This is a genomic window from Pseudomonas sp. B21128, assembly GCF_044218865.1.
In the GTDB taxonomy this organism is placed as follows: Bacteria; Pseudomonadota; Gammaproteobacteria; order Pseudomonadales; family Pseudomonadaceae; genus Aquipseudomonas; species Aquipseudomonas iridis.
In genome coordinates, this window is record NZ_CP162590.1 from 5,322,957 (window position 1) to 5,338,187 (window position 15,231).

Annotated in this window: 17 protein-coding genes; 2 read left to right on the forward strand and 15 right to left on the reverse strand. The window is 59.1% G+C overall.

What is annotated here, in order from left to right:
- Positions 1–6 precede the first annotated feature (6 nt).
- The 10 genes from AB4P91_RS23975 to AB4P91_RS24020 all read right to left on the reverse strand — a co-directional run bounded on the left by AB4P91_RS23975 (position 7) and on the right by AB4P91_RS24020 (position 9,158).
- Positions 7–810, reverse strand: coding sequence for a transglutaminase family protein (locus tag AB4P91_RS23975; RefSeq protein ID WP_042558462.1), 804 nt, complete (start codon positions 808–810; stop codon positions 7–9).
- The gene (locus tag AB4P91_RS23980; protein WP_007914063.1) at positions 807–1,757 is read right to left on the reverse strand and encodes an alpha-E domain-containing protein; all 951 of its coding nucleotides are present in this window, start codon (positions 1,755–1,757) and stop codon (positions 807–809) included. The genes AB4P91_RS23975 and AB4P91_RS23980 overlap by 4 nt, the downstream gene beginning before the upstream one ends.
- A 12-nt stretch (positions 1,758–1,769) precedes the next feature.
- A complete protein-coding gene (locus tag AB4P91_RS23985) occupies positions 1,770–3,179 on the reverse strand; it encodes a circularly permuted type 2 ATP-grasp protein (protein WP_150595633.1) in 1,410 nt (469 codons plus the stop codon).
- A 526-nt stretch (positions 3,180–3,705) separates the two neighbouring features.
- On the reverse strand, positions 3,706–4,053 hold the full coding sequence (locus AB4P91_RS23990) for a ribonuclease E inhibitor RraB (RefSeq protein ID WP_042558460.1): 348 nt from the start codon (positions 4,051–4,053) through the stop codon (positions 3,706–3,708).
- Between the two features lie 210 nt (positions 4,054–4,263).
- On the reverse strand, positions 4,264–4,497 hold the full coding sequence (locus AB4P91_RS23995; protein ID WP_150595632.1) for a hypothetical protein: 234 nt from the start codon (positions 4,495–4,497) through the stop codon (positions 4,264–4,266).
- A gap of 233 nt (positions 4,498–4,730) precedes the next feature.
- Positions 4,731–5,606 carry a polyamine aminopropyltransferase gene (gene speE / locus AB4P91_RS24000; protein WP_395603851.1) on the reverse strand — a complete coding sequence of 292 codons (876 nt, stop codon included), beginning with the start codon at positions 5,604–5,606 and terminating at the stop codon, positions 4,731–4,733.
- A gap of 237 nt (positions 5,607–5,843) precedes the next feature.
- Positions 5,844–6,035, reverse strand: a complete 192-nt coding sequence (locus tag AB4P91_RS24005; protein WP_042558457.1) for a PLDc N-terminal domain-containing protein — start codon at positions 6,033–6,035, stop codon at positions 5,844–5,846.
- A 71-nt stretch (positions 6,036–6,106) separates the two neighbouring features.
- On the reverse strand, positions 6,107–6,637 hold the full coding sequence (locus tag AB4P91_RS24010) for a hypothetical protein (protein ID WP_150596954.1): 531 nt from the start codon (positions 6,635–6,637) through the stop codon (positions 6,107–6,109).
- A gap of 67 nt (positions 6,638–6,704) precedes the next feature.
- Complete coding sequence (locus AB4P91_RS24015) at positions 6,705–7,223, reverse strand: ankyrin repeat domain-containing protein (protein WP_150595630.1); 519 nt, start codon at positions 7,221–7,223, stop codon at positions 6,705–6,707.
- 96 nt (positions 7,224–7,319) lie between these two features.
- Positions 7,320–9,158 carry a long-chain-acyl-CoA synthetase gene (locus tag AB4P91_RS24020; RefSeq protein ID WP_395603852.1) on the reverse strand — a complete coding sequence of 613 codons (1,839 nt, stop codon included), beginning with the start codon at positions 9,156–9,158 and terminating at the stop codon, positions 7,320–7,322.
- Between the two features lie 383 nt (positions 9,159–9,541).
- Between AB4P91_RS24020 and AB4P91_RS24025 the strand changes: the two genes are divergently transcribed.
- Entirely contained in the window at positions 9,542–9,820 is a 279-nt protein-coding gene (locus AB4P91_RS24025) for a DUF3509 domain-containing protein (protein WP_042558453.1), read from the forward strand.
- Between the two features lie 94 nt (positions 9,821–9,914).
- Here AB4P91_RS24025 and mtnC read toward each other — a convergent pair whose 3' ends face one another.
- From mtnC to aroC, 5 genes are all read right to left on the reverse strand, one after another.
- Positions 9,915–10,598, reverse strand: a complete 684-nt coding sequence (gene mtnC / locus AB4P91_RS24030; RefSeq protein ID WP_150595628.1) for an acireductone synthase — start codon at positions 10,596–10,598, stop codon at positions 9,915–9,917.
- A gap of 4 nt (positions 10,599–10,602) precedes the next feature.
- Positions 10,603–11,148 carry an acireductone dioxygenase gene (locus AB4P91_RS24035; protein WP_042558451.1) on the reverse strand — a complete coding sequence of 182 codons (546 nt, stop codon included), beginning with the start codon at positions 11,146–11,148 and terminating at the stop codon, positions 10,603–10,605.
- 94 nt (positions 11,149–11,242) lie between these two features.
- Positions 11,243–11,869 carry a methylthioribulose 1-phosphate dehydratase gene (locus AB4P91_RS24040; RefSeq protein ID WP_150595627.1) on the reverse strand — a complete coding sequence of 209 codons (627 nt, stop codon included), beginning with the start codon at positions 11,867–11,869 and terminating at the stop codon, positions 11,243–11,245.
- The gene (locus AB4P91_RS24045) at positions 11,866–13,011 is read right to left on the reverse strand and encodes an MFS transporter (protein ID WP_150596958.1); all 1,146 of its coding nucleotides are present in this window, start codon (positions 13,009–13,011) and stop codon (positions 11,866–11,868) included. Before AB4P91_RS24045 ends, AB4P91_RS24040 begins: the two co-directional genes overlap by 4 nt.
- Before the next feature lie 34 nt (positions 13,012–13,045).
- The gene (gene aroC, locus AB4P91_RS24050; protein WP_395603853.1) at positions 13,046–14,137 is read right to left on the reverse strand and encodes a chorismate synthase; all 1,092 of its coding nucleotides are present in this window, start codon (positions 14,135–14,137) and stop codon (positions 13,046–13,048) included.
- 130 nt (positions 14,138–14,267) lie between these two features.
- On the opposite strand from aroC, the gene AB4P91_RS24055 reads away from it, so the two are divergent.
- Positions 14,268–15,221: an alpha/beta hydrolase gene (locus AB4P91_RS24055; protein WP_395603854.1), complete on the forward strand. Its 954-nt coding sequence runs from the start codon at positions 14,268–14,270 to the stop codon at positions 15,219–15,221.
- The last annotated feature ends 10 nt before the right edge of the window (positions 15,222–15,231 follow it).

The window sequence follows — 15,231 nt, forward strand, 5'->3', positions numbered from 1 at the left end:
CCGAATCTACTGTTGTTGGACAGAGATCACTGGGGTCGGCGATACGAATACCTTCGCATGCATCTGCTCGCACCCGCCGCCCCGGCGCATCCCGCGCACCGGACAGGCATCCAGATAATCCAGACCCACCGCCAGCTTCAAGTGTCGCTCCGGTCGCGCCAGCTCATTGGTCACGTCGAAACTGTACCAGGCGTCATCCAGCCAGGCTTCGGCCCAGGCATGGCTGGCCAGGTGTTCGCAATCCTCGCTGTACAGATACCCCGAGACATACCGCGAGGGAATCCCGAGACTGCGTGCGCACGCTAGAAACGCATGGGTGTGGTCCTGGCAGACGCCCGCCCGTCCGGCGAAGGCCTGCATGGCACTGGTGTCGACCGCGGTAGAGCCGGGCGTATAGGTCATGTGCTGATTCAGACCGTGCATCAAGTCGATGAGGGCCGTGCGGTCGCGGCGTTGCTTGCAGGATTTTTCCGCAAACCCGCGCAATGCCTCGTCAGCCTCGGTCAACCGGGTAAAGCGCAGAAACGGCAGCGCTGACTGGCTCTCGTGTTCAGCCTCGCGCAATTCGTCGATATCAACCTGACCACGTGCACCGATGATGATCGCTTCATGCGGCTCGTCCATGGTCAGCACATGCAGGATGTTGCCGAACGGATCGAGTTGCGCGCGCACCGGGCGCGGCAGGTCGAGCTGCCAGCTCAGCACATGTTGACGCTCGCTGTCGTGTGGGGTCAGCCGCAGGTACTGGATGCTCGCCCGCACCTGATCCTCGTAGTGATAGGTGGTCTCGTGGCTAATCGAAAGTCTCATGCAGCCTCCAGGTAGGAACTGTGAATGGCGTTACCCAACTGGCGCACCAGCGGAATGAATTCGGTCAGCCAGGCGTGCAGGCCTTCCTCGAGAATTTCGTTGATGCCGGTGTAGCGCAGGCGCGCGTCCATTTCTGCCGCCAGGCGTTGCGCCGGTCGCCCGTTGGCACCGGGCAACTGCGCGAGAATCTGGTCGATCTCCTCGGTGCAGGCACGCAGCGAACGCGGCACGTCGGCACGCAACAGCAGCAGCTCGGCGACATGCCGCGCACCCGGGGCGTCACGATAGATTTCGGTGTAAGCCTCGAATGATGACAACGCTCGCAGCAACGCACTCCACTGGTAATACGCGTGAGCAGTGCCGTCACTGACGGCTTCGGCCTGATCGCCGGCCATTTCGTAGCGCGCATCGAGCAGCCGCAACGTGTTGTCTGCGCGCTCGATAAAAGTGCCCAGACGAATAAAACGAAACGCATCGTTTCGCATGATCGTGCCGTAGGACGCACCGCGAAACAGGTGCGAACGCTCCTTGATCCACTCGCAGAAACGACTCATGCCATAACGGCTGAGCCCCTGCTCGGCGATCCCGCGAATCTCCAGCCACGTGGCGTTGATGTTTTCCCACATGTCCGCCGTGATACGCCCACGCACCGCATGAGCACTGGCTCGCGCCGCGCCGAGGCAGCTGTAGATGCTCGCCGGATTGGCCGCATCAAGGGCGAAGAAATGCAACAGGCGTTCGGCATGCAGCGCACCGTGGCGCTCCAGATAATCGTCAAGCGTGCCGGTGATCAACAGTGGCATCGCCAGTTCGTGCAGACCGTCGCCGCGACCGTCCTGCGGCATCAGCGACAGCGAATAACTGATGTCGAGCATCCGTGCGAGGTTTTCCGCCCGCTCCAGGTAACGCGACATCCAATACAGATCCGAGGCAGTTCTACTTAACATGGCAAGCTTCCTTCAATCCTCGACCACCCAGGTGTCCTTGGTTCCGCCGCCCTGGGAGGAATTCACCACCAGAGAGCCTTCACGCAGCGCGACACGGGTCAAACCACCGGGTACGACCCGGGTTTCACGCCCCGACAAGACAAACGGGCGCAAGTCGATATGACGTGGCGCAATGCCGTTTTCGACAAAAGTCGGGCAGGTCGACAGTGACAGCGTCGGTTGTGCGATATAGGCGTGAGGTTTGGCCTTGATGCGCTCACGAAAGGTGTCAATTTCCGCCTTCGTCGACGCCGGCCCCACCAACATCCCGTAACCGCCGGAGCCTTGAGTTTCCTTGACCACCAGATCTGGAAGATTGGCCAGCACGTGGGAGAGTTCAGACGGGTTGCGGCATTGCCAGGTCGGCACGTTTTTCAGGATCGGTTCTTCATCGAGATAGAAGCGGATCATGTCGGTGACAAACGGGTAGACCGATTTGTCATCCGCCACGCCGGTGCCGATGGCGTTGGCCAACACCACATTGCCGGAGCGGTAGGATGACAGCAGCCCCGGCACACCGAGCATCGAGTCCGGGTTGAACGCCAGCGGATCGAGGAACGCATCGTCGAGGCGGCGGTAAATCACGTCCACGGCTTTCGGGCCGTCGGTGGTGCGCATGAAGACCTTGTCGTCACGCACGAACAGGTCCGCGCCCTCCACCAGTTCAACACCCATCTCTCGCGCCAGAAACGCATGCTCGAAAAACGCACTGTTGAAGCGCCCCGGCGTCAGCACCACCACGCTCGGGTTATCGATGGGGCTGGAGCTTTTCAGGGTGTCGAGCAACAGGTTCGGATAATGGTCTATCGGTGCAATGCGCTGGGCGGCGAACAGTTCCGGGAACAGGCGCATCATCATTTTGCGGTCTTCGAGCATGTAGCTCACGCCGCTCGGGGTGCGCAAATTGTCTTCGAGCACGTAATAGGTGCCGTCGCCATCGCGCACCAGATCGACGCCAGAAATATGCGAGTAAATGTCGCGGTGCAGATCCAGCCCCTGCATCGCCAACTGATACTGCTCGTTGGCCAGCACCTGCTCGGCGGGAATGATCCCGGCCTTGATGATGCGCTGCTCGTGATAGAGATCGGCGAGGAACATGTTCAACGCCTTGACCCGCTGAATGCAGCCGCGCTCGACGATCCGCCATTCGCTGGCAGGAATGCTGCGCGGAATGGTGTCGAAAGGAATCAGTCGCTCTGTGCCCTGCTCGTCCCCATAGAGCGTGAAAGTAATCCCGGCGCGATGGAACAGCAGATCGGCCTCGCGTCGCCGTTGCGCCAGCAGTTCATCAGGCGTGTCGGCCAGCCAACGGGCAAATTCCCGGTAATGCGGGCGAACCTGGCCGCCGGCATCGTACATCTCATCAAAATAGGTGCGGATCATGCCGTACTCCTTGTCACCCGGACCTACAGGCCTTCGCAAGGCCCGTGCCATCGGCATAAACGCTTTGATATCAATCGCTTGGATATTCACGTCGCAGGCGCCGCACCATTCCTGTGCGGCAAATGCCCCCGCCTGATCGCCCCCGCTTCATTGCGACGCACTGCATCGCCTATCACCAGCATAGTCAGAGTTGATTTCACTGCTTGGCGTCAGCTACGGATAATCCGCGCATTCGCTGAGCTGACTTCTACGCAGAAGGCTTCAGCCCCACTGATCCGCACTGCCAATGCAGCCCGCAAAGCCTTGACCCTGACCGGTTTCCTCTCCTTATCGGTCTTCCCTTTAGCCACCCTCTCCGGTGGCTTTTTTTTGCCTGTGTGAAACGTTTTGAAAGCAAAAGACCGCAGCCTGCGGCCGCTCATACGGCGATCACCTGCAGGCGCTGCCGAAGGCTGCGATCTTTTGATTTTCACAAACAACAACGGCCGACCCAAAGGCCAGCCGTTGCTTACGTTCAGGCAAGAGATCAGTTCAGACGGTAGCGACTGCGCACCTCCTGCTTCACGCCCCAGCCCTCGATGATGCCGCCCAACGGCTCGACCACGGCAGAAAAGCCCTGCTCGAAATCGCCAATATCGTCATAGGTTGCGTACATCACTTTGCTCAATTCCAGAGACCAGGCGCCGTCGTCGCGCGCGCTGACCTGGGCATTGATGGATTCACCGCGAAATTTTCCTGCTGCCCTGCGCGCCCGCTCCTCGTCCGGGAAAATCGCGTAGAACTCGATGGGATGGAATCGGGAAAAATCGAAACCGCCTTCTTTCATGCGGCGCAGAACATTGCTGCTGATGTCTTCTTGATAGGCTGTGCTCATGAATCGTCCCCCTCGGATAGATGGATAGACTTTCCGTATTCCCGCCCCGGGCCTGACTGGCCAAAGTACTACTGCAACGTGGTTGCTGCGGGAAACAAGCATGTAGCTGACAAGACCAGACCTTAGCGATCCATTCGCTGATCTCGCTTGCAGAGTAGCCCCAAGATAGAGCCGCTGCCAAGGCCTGGTGATTGAAGTGACAGGAAATTTTCAGACGGGAGTGATGCTGAGGATTTCTATACTGTTCTGGGTTTTGAGGCTTTTGACGGCCGCATCGGGCGTACGCCCTTCCAGATCGTTCAGATCCAGTTCGGCAGCGACGGGCAGGAACCGTTCCTTGATGAGTTTGGCGGCGTGCTCGTGATTCGGGCATTCCTCGCACTCGAAGACTTCGTCGACTGATTCACCATGATCATCCACGAAAGTGACTTTCCACTTTTGCATCGGAGCCTCCTCGATCAAACCCGCAAATGGGCTTACCTCTATCTCGACTTTCGGCGTGATTGATCGTTCAAAAGGATGCAGCGCGCGACCTGAAAAAACATCATTGACGGTGCAGATAAGCTGTTGTGGGAGCGAGCCTGCTCGCGAAGGCGATTGTCCATCCAGCAAAAGTGTTGGCTGACAGTACGCTTTCGCGAGCAGGCTCGCTCCCACACGGGTTTTGCCGTGTTCTATTAGTCGTTGCTTGGCTTGTTGATCGCCTGCAATACGTATTGAGGCATTGCAAACGCGCCGATGTGGATTTCCGGGTTGTAGTAGCGGGTGACGATGCCGCTGCCGATGAAGCGCTGTTGCAGCGTTTCGCGGCTCAGCTTGCGGTACGACGTGTTGGTCGAGCCCCAGGCGAAGGTCATCGAACCGCCGATGTAGGTCGGCACCGCCGCTTGATAGAAATGCCAGTTCGGGAACAGGCTGCGCAGGCGGCCGGCAGTGGTTTTGACTTCTTCGATCTGCATGAACGGCGTGCCGTTCTGGGTCACGAGGATGCCGCCTTCGTTCAGGCAACGGTGGCAGGCCTGGTAGAAGTTTTCCGAGAACAGCACTTCGCCCGGACCGATCGGGTCGGTGGAGTCGGAAATGATCACGTCGAATTTTTCGGTGGTAGTGGCGACGAAGCGCATGCCGTCATCGATCACCAGGTTCAACCGTGGATCGTCGTAGGCACCCTTGGAATGCTCCGGCAGAAACTCTTTGCACATCTCGACCACGGTGCCGTCGATCTCGACCATGGTGATGTGCTCGACGCCAGCGTGCTTGGTCACTTCGCGCAGCATGCCACCGTCACCACCACCGATGATCAGCACGCGCTTGGCGGCGCCATGGGCGAGGATCGGTACATGGGTGAGCATTTCGTGGTAGATGAATTCGTCGGCTTCGGTGGTCTGGATCACACCGTCAAGCGCCATTACACGGCCCATGCGCGGGTTCTGGAAGATCACCAGGTGCTGGTGTTCGGTGCGCACTTCGTGCAGCAGTTTTTCCATGCGAAAACGCTGGCCGTAGCCTTCGTACAGGGTTTCCAGGTATTCGCTGGTTTTGGTGACGGTCATGGTCAGTGCTCCGGATGAATGCGCGGGCCTGGATCGTGGAGACGATTGCCCGGGAAAGGCGCGCATTCTACGTTGCCGAAGATGACAGGTCGAACCTCACTTCATCTGCAAACCACAGAACCTTGCGCGAGCTGGCTTGCCAGCGACAGGGTCAACTCGGTGTGTCAGTGACACCGCAGTGATCCATCGCTGGCAAGCCCGCTCCCACAGGTTTCGGGATGGTTTCGAATGTAGCGGTCAGATCCGGACGTTGCCTCGCGGCCCGGCGATTGCCCAGATGATCAGGCCCAGCACTGGCAGGAGGATGATCAGCAGCACCCAGACGATTTTCATCCCGGTGGAGACGCCGCTTTTCAGCACATTGATGATGGCCCAGATATCGAGCGCAAGAATGATCAGGCCAATCAGACCGTTGAACGTGGAACCCATGGTGTCGCTCCAGAATAGTGGCATGCACTTTTAGGATAGACGGTCGCGTGCAGGGTTCCCTTTTATTGTGCTCAAACGTGAACGGCGACCTTCAAGGCTTCCAGCGAAGGCGCAGCGGCGATGCCAATTTGTGCGCACAACTCGAGGACGCGCGGCACGTCGTTGCCGTAGACCAGCACCACTTGCAGCTCATCGTCGAGCAACTGGCTGAAGTTCATCAGCGTGTAACCGCCGTTTTCCTTGTTCAGGCTGCTCATCTGCACCTGAATGCGGTTGAGGGCGGTCAGCGCTTCGGTTTTGGCCAGTTGCTTGGGCTTGAGGTTGAAGTCCACGGTCGGGCCGAACGAGGCGACGATCTGTGCGAACAGGTCGACGTAGGTGTCAGCCTGGAACAACACGGTTTCCGGCAGGCTGCCGACCACAACCCACTCACCCAGTGCGATCGGGAAAGTGTCGTCGTAGTTGATGTCCGGGTTGGCAGCCAGAAAAGCGTCGGCATCGGCGTAGGCCTGCGCGGCCTCGTCGGCCACCTTCAGGATCTCGTCCTCGCCCATGCAGCCGGAGCTGATTTTGCTGATGAGTTCGACGAGCGCGGCTTTCATGAGGGCGGATCCTGTGGCGAAGAGGGTTTTTGAGGGCGCGGAGGATAGCGCACAAAGTAAAAGATCGTCAGCCCAGTAATTTATCCAGCTGCGCCGTGGTATCCACTGCACCCATGGTCCGGGCAGCGTCGAGCGCAGTAACGCCATTGGCATCCTTGGCTTTCGGGTCGGCGCCCTTGCTGATCAGGTAGTCAACGATTTCAACACGGTTGAACATCGCCGCCATCATCAGCGCAGTCCGGCCATCAAAGGACGAGCCTTCGATTTCCGCGCCCGCTTCAACCAGTGCCTTGACCACCGCAAGATCGCCCTTGAACGCCGCACCCGCAATCGGGCTCTGGCCGTTGGCATTGCGCAACTCGGGATCAGCGTTGTGTTTAAGCAGCACCTGCACGGCATCGACATGGCCGTAATAGCTGGCAAGCATCAGCAAGGTATCGCCCTTGCTGTTTTTCAGGTTCACCGGCAAACCGGCGCTGACCAGTCGATCGAGCATCAGTGCATCACCGTCGCGCGCCTTGTTGAAAACCTGCTCGGTGAATTCGGCAGCTTCCTCAGGGGTCATCTGGCGGCTTTGGTCGGACATGGGGCAACTCCACTTGGGCAATCTGAAAAGTCGACAGTTTCCCGAGCCAGACGATAGCTGTCACCCCCTTTTTCTGAAAATCTCCCATAGCCAGAATCAATAACGGTATTTGCCCTGATTAATTTCAGCCAACACTTCATCGGTAACTTGCACATAGGTTTGCGTGCCGGGCAGCCAGGCGAATATCGGATCGTCGCCTGTCTGGCCTGGGTCGAAGCCTTCGGTTTTCAGGCGCGTTTTCTGATATTTGAAGGTGGCGGTGGTTTCCATTTTTACTTTCACCCGCAAAAACAACGGCACCGCATAGGCCGGCAGGCGTTGCCGGGCGAATGCCAGCAATTCGGCGAAATCCAGCGTCGCCAAGGATTCAGCCGGGGTAATCGCCGCCATTCCGGCGCGCCCGTTGGTGTTGTGGATTTCCACGCCATACGCCACTGCTTCGCAAATATGCGGATGTTGCAGCAGCAGGTTTTCGACTTCTGTGGTGGAGACGTTTTCGCCCTTCCAGCGGTAGGTATCGCCGAGGCGATCAACAAACTGGGCATGCCCGAAACCGATGTTGCGCAGCAGGTCGCCGGTGTTGAAAAAGCGATCGCCTTGGCTAAACACATCGTGCAGCACAACCTTGGCGGTCTTCTGTGGATCGGTATAACCGTCCAGTGGCGCCTTTTCGTCGATCCGCGCCAACAACAAGCCCTGCTCGCCCTTGCCGACCTTGCGCATGAAACCGTCAGCACTGCGCACCGGCTCGCCGCTGTCATGGTCGTACGCCACCAGCTCCCAGGCCATCAGCGAAAAACCGATGGTGTTGTCGAAGTTGAGAATATTGGTGAATCCGATATTGCCGTCGCTCGCCGCATACAGTTCGCAGATGTGCTCGACGGCGAAGCGTGTCTTGAACTCGGCCCAGGCGCCGGGGCGCAAGCCGTTGCCGATCATCTTGCGCACGCCGTGACGGTTGTCGTCGGCGCTGGCCGGTTGATCGACCAGATAGCGGCACAACTCACCGACGTAACCAATGGTGGTCGCGCGATAGCGGCGCACGTCGCTCCAAAACTGACTGGCGCTGAATTTACGGCGTATCGCAAAACCCGATGCGCCATTGATCGCCGAGCCCCAGCACACACACAAACCCGTGGCGTGGTACAGCGGCAAGGTGCAGTAGACGACATCGTCGGGGCGCATGTTCAGCGCGATCATGCCGAAGCTGGTCGAACTGCGCATCCACCTACCGTGCTTGAACACCCCGGCCTTGGGCAGGCCGGTGGTGCCGGAGGTGTAGATGTAGAAACACGGGTCGTCGAAAAATACCTGTTGGCTGCTTGGCGGATTTTCACTGGCGGCATCGACACTGGCGCTGATCAGGTTGACGTAGCCTTCAGGCGCAATGCCTGGGTGATTGCAGGTGTCCTGATCGGCAACAAACCAGCTGCGCTGCGGCGCAATCGAGACCTGATCGCGCACCGCAGCGAACGCCGGCAGCAGCTCTTCGCCGACCACAATCGCCACCGGCGCCACCAGGTTCACGCTGTGAATCAGCGTGTCACGGGTCAGCGAAGTATTGAGCAGCGCGCTGACGGCACCGAGCTTGGCCAGTGCCAGAATCGTCACCAGCAACTCCGGGCGATTCTCGATAAAAACCGCGACCACATCGCCCTTGCCGATGCCCTGCTCGCTCAGATAGTGGGCGATGCGATTGGCCCACTGGTTGACCTGCGAATAGCTCAGCGAAACCTCGCCCTGCAATAGCGCCGGGCCATCGGGGTTGCGCAGAGTCGCTTGTTCGAACGTCCAGCCAAGGCCACAGCTTTGGGTCGGATCCGTGACGTTGGCGACCTTCATGCCCTTGACCACTCGGGGAATGGCCTTGGCAATCATCGGCAACTTGCGGAGCATCATGCCCCAGGTAATCGTGTCGCTTGGCGCGTGACTCATGGAAGCTCCCCGTTCGACCTTGGTGTGGTGGCCGATGTTTTTTATTGTCGGGCTGATGCAACCGCCGCGTTCGAGCGAGGGTCGAGACTGAAAGTACGTCAGCGCTTCTGAGGCTGTACACGCGGTTTTTGCAATGTTTTGTATCCGCCCGGGCGGCGGCGATGTCGATGATTCAGAAAAGCCGGTTTGGTTCCGTTAATTGCTCAATGATCCCGCAAAATGCAGGATGCACGATGGCCATTCATGCAGTTTGCACGACACCTTAAAATCTTATTGTTTTTAACCTTTTGATTTATAACGGTTTTATTTTTATCCGGTGCTGGCACAATCACTGCAACCTCCTATGCATGCTTGCCATTCAAGTGCATACGGAGCTGAAAAACATGAGCCTGATTCAAGAAAAATTTACCTCCCTGTTCTCCAACTTCGACGTCACCACCTCGCCGCGTCCCGATGGCGGGATTTTGCTGACCCTGCGCAGTGCCGACGGCAAAGTGTTCAAACGTGCACTGTCGTACCAGCAACTGCATGCCGGCGACCAACTGTCGTGGGCAATCAGTGCGATTCGCCGTGACCTGGCCGAACAGGCCAGCGAGTTGCCGCAGATTGCGATGCTGCAGAGCCAGCAGCGCTTTGCCCTGCCGACGTATCACTCGCTGTAAACGCTTAAGAACTCGTTAAACAAAACAGGCCGTGGAGCTTTCGCTTCACGGCCTGTTTTTTGTGCCCCGATTTTATCCAGGTTTTTGCCAGACGTTAGAACGCTTCCGGTTCGATGCCGGTGAAGCTGTCGACGGTAACGTGGCCCGCCAGCTCTCCGCCATCGCGGGCCAGACCGCAGGTTTTCAGGCCTGCTGACTGAGCGGCATCGAGCTCTTCGACAATGTCCGACAGAAACAGGATCTGCGCAGGTTCAACCGCGATCGCCTGTTGAATGTTCGTGTAAGACTGCGCCTCTCGTTTCGGTCCCGACGTGGTGTCGAAATAGCCGCTGAACAGCGGCGTCAGATCACCTGCTTCCGAACAGCCGAAGATCAGTTTCTGCGCCTGGATCGAGCCCGACGAGTACACAAACAGTTGATAACCGGCCGCGTGCCAGCGTTGAAGTGCTTCAACAGCATCCGCATAAACATGACCTTTCAACTGCCCGGCCTGATAACCCTGCTCCCAGACCATGCCTTGCAACGCTTTAAGCGGCGTGGCTTTACGGTCTTCGGCAATCCAGCTCAAAAGGATTTCAACAACCCGTTCAACGTCGGCCTGCGGCTCATGGCTGTCACGGCGTACGGCGTCGAGTTGCTCTGCGACATCGGCACGCTCAGCGTTCTGGCGCACGAAGTCCGGCAGGTGTCTGGCCGCGTACGGAAACAGTACGTCGAAGACGAAACTGACGGCACTGGTGGTGCCTTCGATGTCGGTGAGGATGACTTTGATCGACATGGGCTCAGTCCTCCAGACGCGGGAATCGGCCGGCGATGTCTTCGCCGGTGAAATTGGCAACCCAGCCGTCCGGGTTGTTAAACAGACGGATCGCGACAAAGTGCGGATGTTCGCCCATGTCGAACCAGTGCTTGGTGCCAGCTGGAACGGAGATCAGATCGTTCTTCTCGCAGAGTACGGCGTACACGTAATCGTCGATGTGCAGGGTAAACAGCCCACGACCGGCGACGAAAAATCTGACTTCGTCTTCACCATGGCGGTGTTCTTCGAGGAACTTGGCGCGCAGTTCGGCTTTTTGCGGGTGGTCGCTGTTGAGGCTGATGACGTCGACGGTGACATAACCGCGCTCGGTCATCAGTTTGTCGATCTGTTCCTGGTAAGCGCTGATCACCTCTTCCTGCGTGGCGCCGGGCTGGATCTTCGCGGTGGCTTGCCAGCGGTCGAAGCGCACACCCTGCTCGGCCAGAGTCGAGGCGATGTCTTCGAAATGGGTCAGCACCTTGTTCGGAATGTCAGGGCTGGAAACGTGATAGACGGACAGGCTGCTCATTGGGGCAATTCCTCGGTATCGGCCTTGCCGTCCGGTTCTTGCAGACCGGTCGGGCACAGCATTTCATCAGGCAAATGGGCGACTTCGGGTGAAGTCAGCCCTGGCGGTTCATGACGCTGCGGGTTTTCAACTCGCATTCAAACAGGAATTCAAAGGCTTCGATCTGGCGCAACGCGTCGTTCATCTGCGCGCCCCAGGTGTAGAGGCCGTGACCGCGAATCAGATAACCGACGCAATCGGGATGGGCGTCGAGCCAAGGCTGCACCTTGGCGGCGAGCCGCGCAATGTCCTGGTCGTTGTCGAAAATCGGCACGCGCACCCGGGACTCATGGGTCGAGATGCCGCTGAAGGCTTTTTGCAGTTCGTAGTCTTCGAACTCGATAAAGTCTTGCGGGGTCAGGCGCGACAGCACCGTGGCATTGACCGAGTGAGTGTGCAGCACCGCACCGATCTCCGGGCGCCAGCGGTAGAGCTGGGTGTGCAGCAGAGTTTCGGCGGACGGTTTTTTGCCCGGTTCCAGGCTGTTACCGGCAAGGTCGGTGGCGAGCACATCGTCCACACCCAACTGGCCCTTGTGCTTGCCGGACACGGTCAACAACGCTTCGCTGGCCGACAGGCGCGTCGAATAATTGCTGCTGGTGGCCGGCGACCAGCCGCGGCCGTAAAGGAAACGCCCGGCGTCGACGATTTGCTGGGCGAGTTGTTCACGCGTAAGGCTCATGGCCTGTCCTCTTGCATACGTGTGGCAATGATAACGGCAGCAGCAAGCGCCGCGAGACTGGCAATACTAAAGGTCAATGTCGCCCCGAGGGCATTCCAGCTGTAGCCGGAATACAACGCGCCCAACGCCCCGCCGGTGCCGGCCAGCGCCGCATACAGCGCCTGCCCCTGCCCCTGTTGGCGCGCACCGAAGCTACGTTGCACGAACTGGATGGCAGCGGCGTGAAAACTGCCGAAGGTCGCCGCATGGAGAATCTGTGCGAACAGCAGCACCCAGAGAAACTCGGCGAACGAACCTAGCAGTAACCAGCGCAAGGCCGCCAGCAGAAAACTGGCCAGCAGCACCCGGCGTACTGAGAACCGCGCCAGAATCCGGCTCATGGCCATGAACATCAGCACCTCGGCGACCACACCGACTGCCCAGAGCATGCCGATCACGCCCCGTGTGTAACCGAGTTTCTCCAGGTGCAACGTCAAAAACGTGTAATACGGGCCGTGGCTCATTTGCATCAGCGCCACGCAGCCGTAAAACGCCAACACACCGGGGCTGCGCAATTGTTTGAGAAAGCCCTCCCCGCCCGGTCGGTTGCCCTGCGCCGGTTGCGCGTTCGGCACCCACAAGCTGCTGACGACAATGCCGACCATGATCAACACCAGCGCCGCTGGGTAGATGTCGAGGCTGAGCCATTCGAACAGGCGCCCCAAAGCGACCACGGTGATAATGAAACCAATCGAGCCCCACAGGCGGATCTGACTGTAACGCGAGGTCTGGCCCTGCAGATGCGCCAGCGTAATGACTTCGAACTGCGGCAACACCGCATGCCAGAAGAACGCATGCAGCGCCATGACCATCGCCAGCCAGGCATAGCTCTTGCTGACGAAAATCAACGAGAAGGTGAGCAACGTGCACACCGCGCCGAAACGTACGATGGCCAGGCGTCTGCCGGTGTAGTCGCCCAGCCAGCCCCAGATGTTCGGCGCCACACAGCGCATCAACATCGGGATTGCCACCAGTTCGCCGATGCGCGCGGCGCTGAACCCGAGGTGATCGAAGTACAGCGCCAGAAACGGCGCCGTCGAACCGAGCAAGGCGAAATAGAACAGATAAAAACTGGACAGCCGCCAGTAAGGAAGCGCCGCCACGCCCGTCAAGCCGCAGTGGCTTTGATATCTGCCATCAAAGCTGACGCAGCACCGGCGTGCTCACGTGCACATCGGCGTTCTGCCCACGGTGACGCAACAGGTGATCCATCAACACGATGGCCATCATCGCCTCGGCAATCGGCGTGGCGCGGATCCCCACGCAAGGGTCGTGACGGCCCTTGGTGATGACATCGACCGGGTTGCCATCGACATCAATCGAACGGCCCGGGGTGGTGATGCTCGACGTCGGTTTCAACGCCAGATGCGCAACAATCGGCTGACCGGACGAGATACCGCCGAGGATGCCGCCAGCGTTGTTGCTGAGGAAACCTTGCGGTGTCATTTCATCGCGATGCTCGGTGCCGCGCTGGGCAACGCAGGCGAAACCGGCGCCGATTTCCACGCCTTTGACCGCATTGATGCTCATCAGCGCGTGGGCCAGTTCGGCGTCGAGACGATCGAAAATCGGCTCGCCCAGACCCGGCATCACACCTTCGGCGACCACGGTGATTTTCGCTCCGACCGAGTCCTGATCACGGCGCAACTGGTCCATGTAGGCTTCCAGCTCGGGGACTTTGTCCGGGTCGGGGCTGAAGAAAGCGTTCTGCTCAACCGAATCCCAGGTCTTGAACGGGATTTCGATCGGGCCGAGCTGGCTCATGTAGCCACGAATGACGATGCCCTGAGTGGCGAGGAATTTCTTCGCAATCGCACCCGCCGCCACGCGCATCGCAGTCTCGCGCGCCGAACTGCGCCCACCGCCACGGTAATCGCGCTCGCCGTATTTGTGGTGGTAGGTGTAGTCGGCGTGGGCCGGGCGGAACAGATCCTTGATCGCCGAGTAGTCCTTGGACTTCTGGTCGGTGTTGCGGATCAGCAGGCCAATCGAGCAACCGGTGGTGCGCCCCTCGAACACGCCGGAAAGGATTTCGACTTCGTCGGGCTCCTGGCGCTGGGTGGTGTGGCGGCTGGTGCCGGGCTTGCGGCGATCAAGGTCGCGCTGCAAGTCTTCGACAGAGATCTCCAGGCCCGGCGGGCAGCCGTCAACAATGGCGACCAACGCCGGACCATGGCTTTCGCCAGCGGTGGTGACAGAGAACAACTTGCCGTAGGTATTGCCGGACATGCAGGACGCTCCGTGAAATCAAACCCAAATTCGTAATGCGCGCCAGTATACGCAGGCTAACCGAGTAGTTCATCCTCGAACCTTAGTGGTGCTGGCGAGTCCAACCGGCATCTTGGCGAATGATGGCGTGATGATGCTGCGAGTTCTGATCTTGAGTCTTACCCTCTTTACTGGCTTTGCCCAGGCGACTGTCCTACAGCGCCCGATGTCTCTGGACACCGGCAGCGGCGAACTTTTCGGCTCGCTGTTGCTGCCAAAATCCGACAAGCCTGTACCGGTTGTCCTGATCATTTCTGGCTCAGGTCCTACGGATCGTGACGGAAACAACCCCGACGGCGGACGCAACGACAGCCTCAAACGGCTGGCCTGGGTGCTGGCCAAACACAACATCGCCAGCGTGCGTTACGACAAGCGCGGCGTGGCTGCGAGCCTGGCGGCCACGCCGGATGAGCGCAATCTGTCAGTCGAGGCTTACGCGGCAGACGCGGTGGCGTGGGGACAAAAGCTCAAGGCGGATCCGCGTTTCGGCCAACTGATTCTGCTCGGGCACAGTGAAGGCGCGCTGATCGCCACCCTCGCTGCGCCAAAGGTAGACGCAGCAGCGGTGATTTCCTTGTCCGGCAGTGCCCGACCGGTCGATCAGGTGATTCGTGAACAACTGGCCCGCAGTCTGCCGCCGCCCTTGATGATGCGCAGCAATGAACTGCTCGACAGCCTCAAGGCCGGTCACGTCGATGACAACGTGCCGGGGCAACTGCAAGTGATATTCCGTCCAAGCGTGCAGCCGTACCTGATTTCGCTGTTCCGTCAGGATCCCGCGAAAGCGTTCGCGCAATTGCCAATGCCGGCGCTGATTGTCCAGGGCAGCAATGACATGCAGGTCGGTACCGAAGACGCGAAATTGCTCAAGGCTGCCAAACCGGACGCCAGGCTGGTGGTGATCGAGGGCATGAACCATGTGTTGCGCATCGTGCACAACGACATGAAGCGGCAACTGGCCTCCTATAAGGACCCGAATTTGCCACTGGCGGCAGAACTCGGTTCGCAAATCATCGACTTTATTGACGGACTTCGCGCCCGTTGAGCCTCAACTG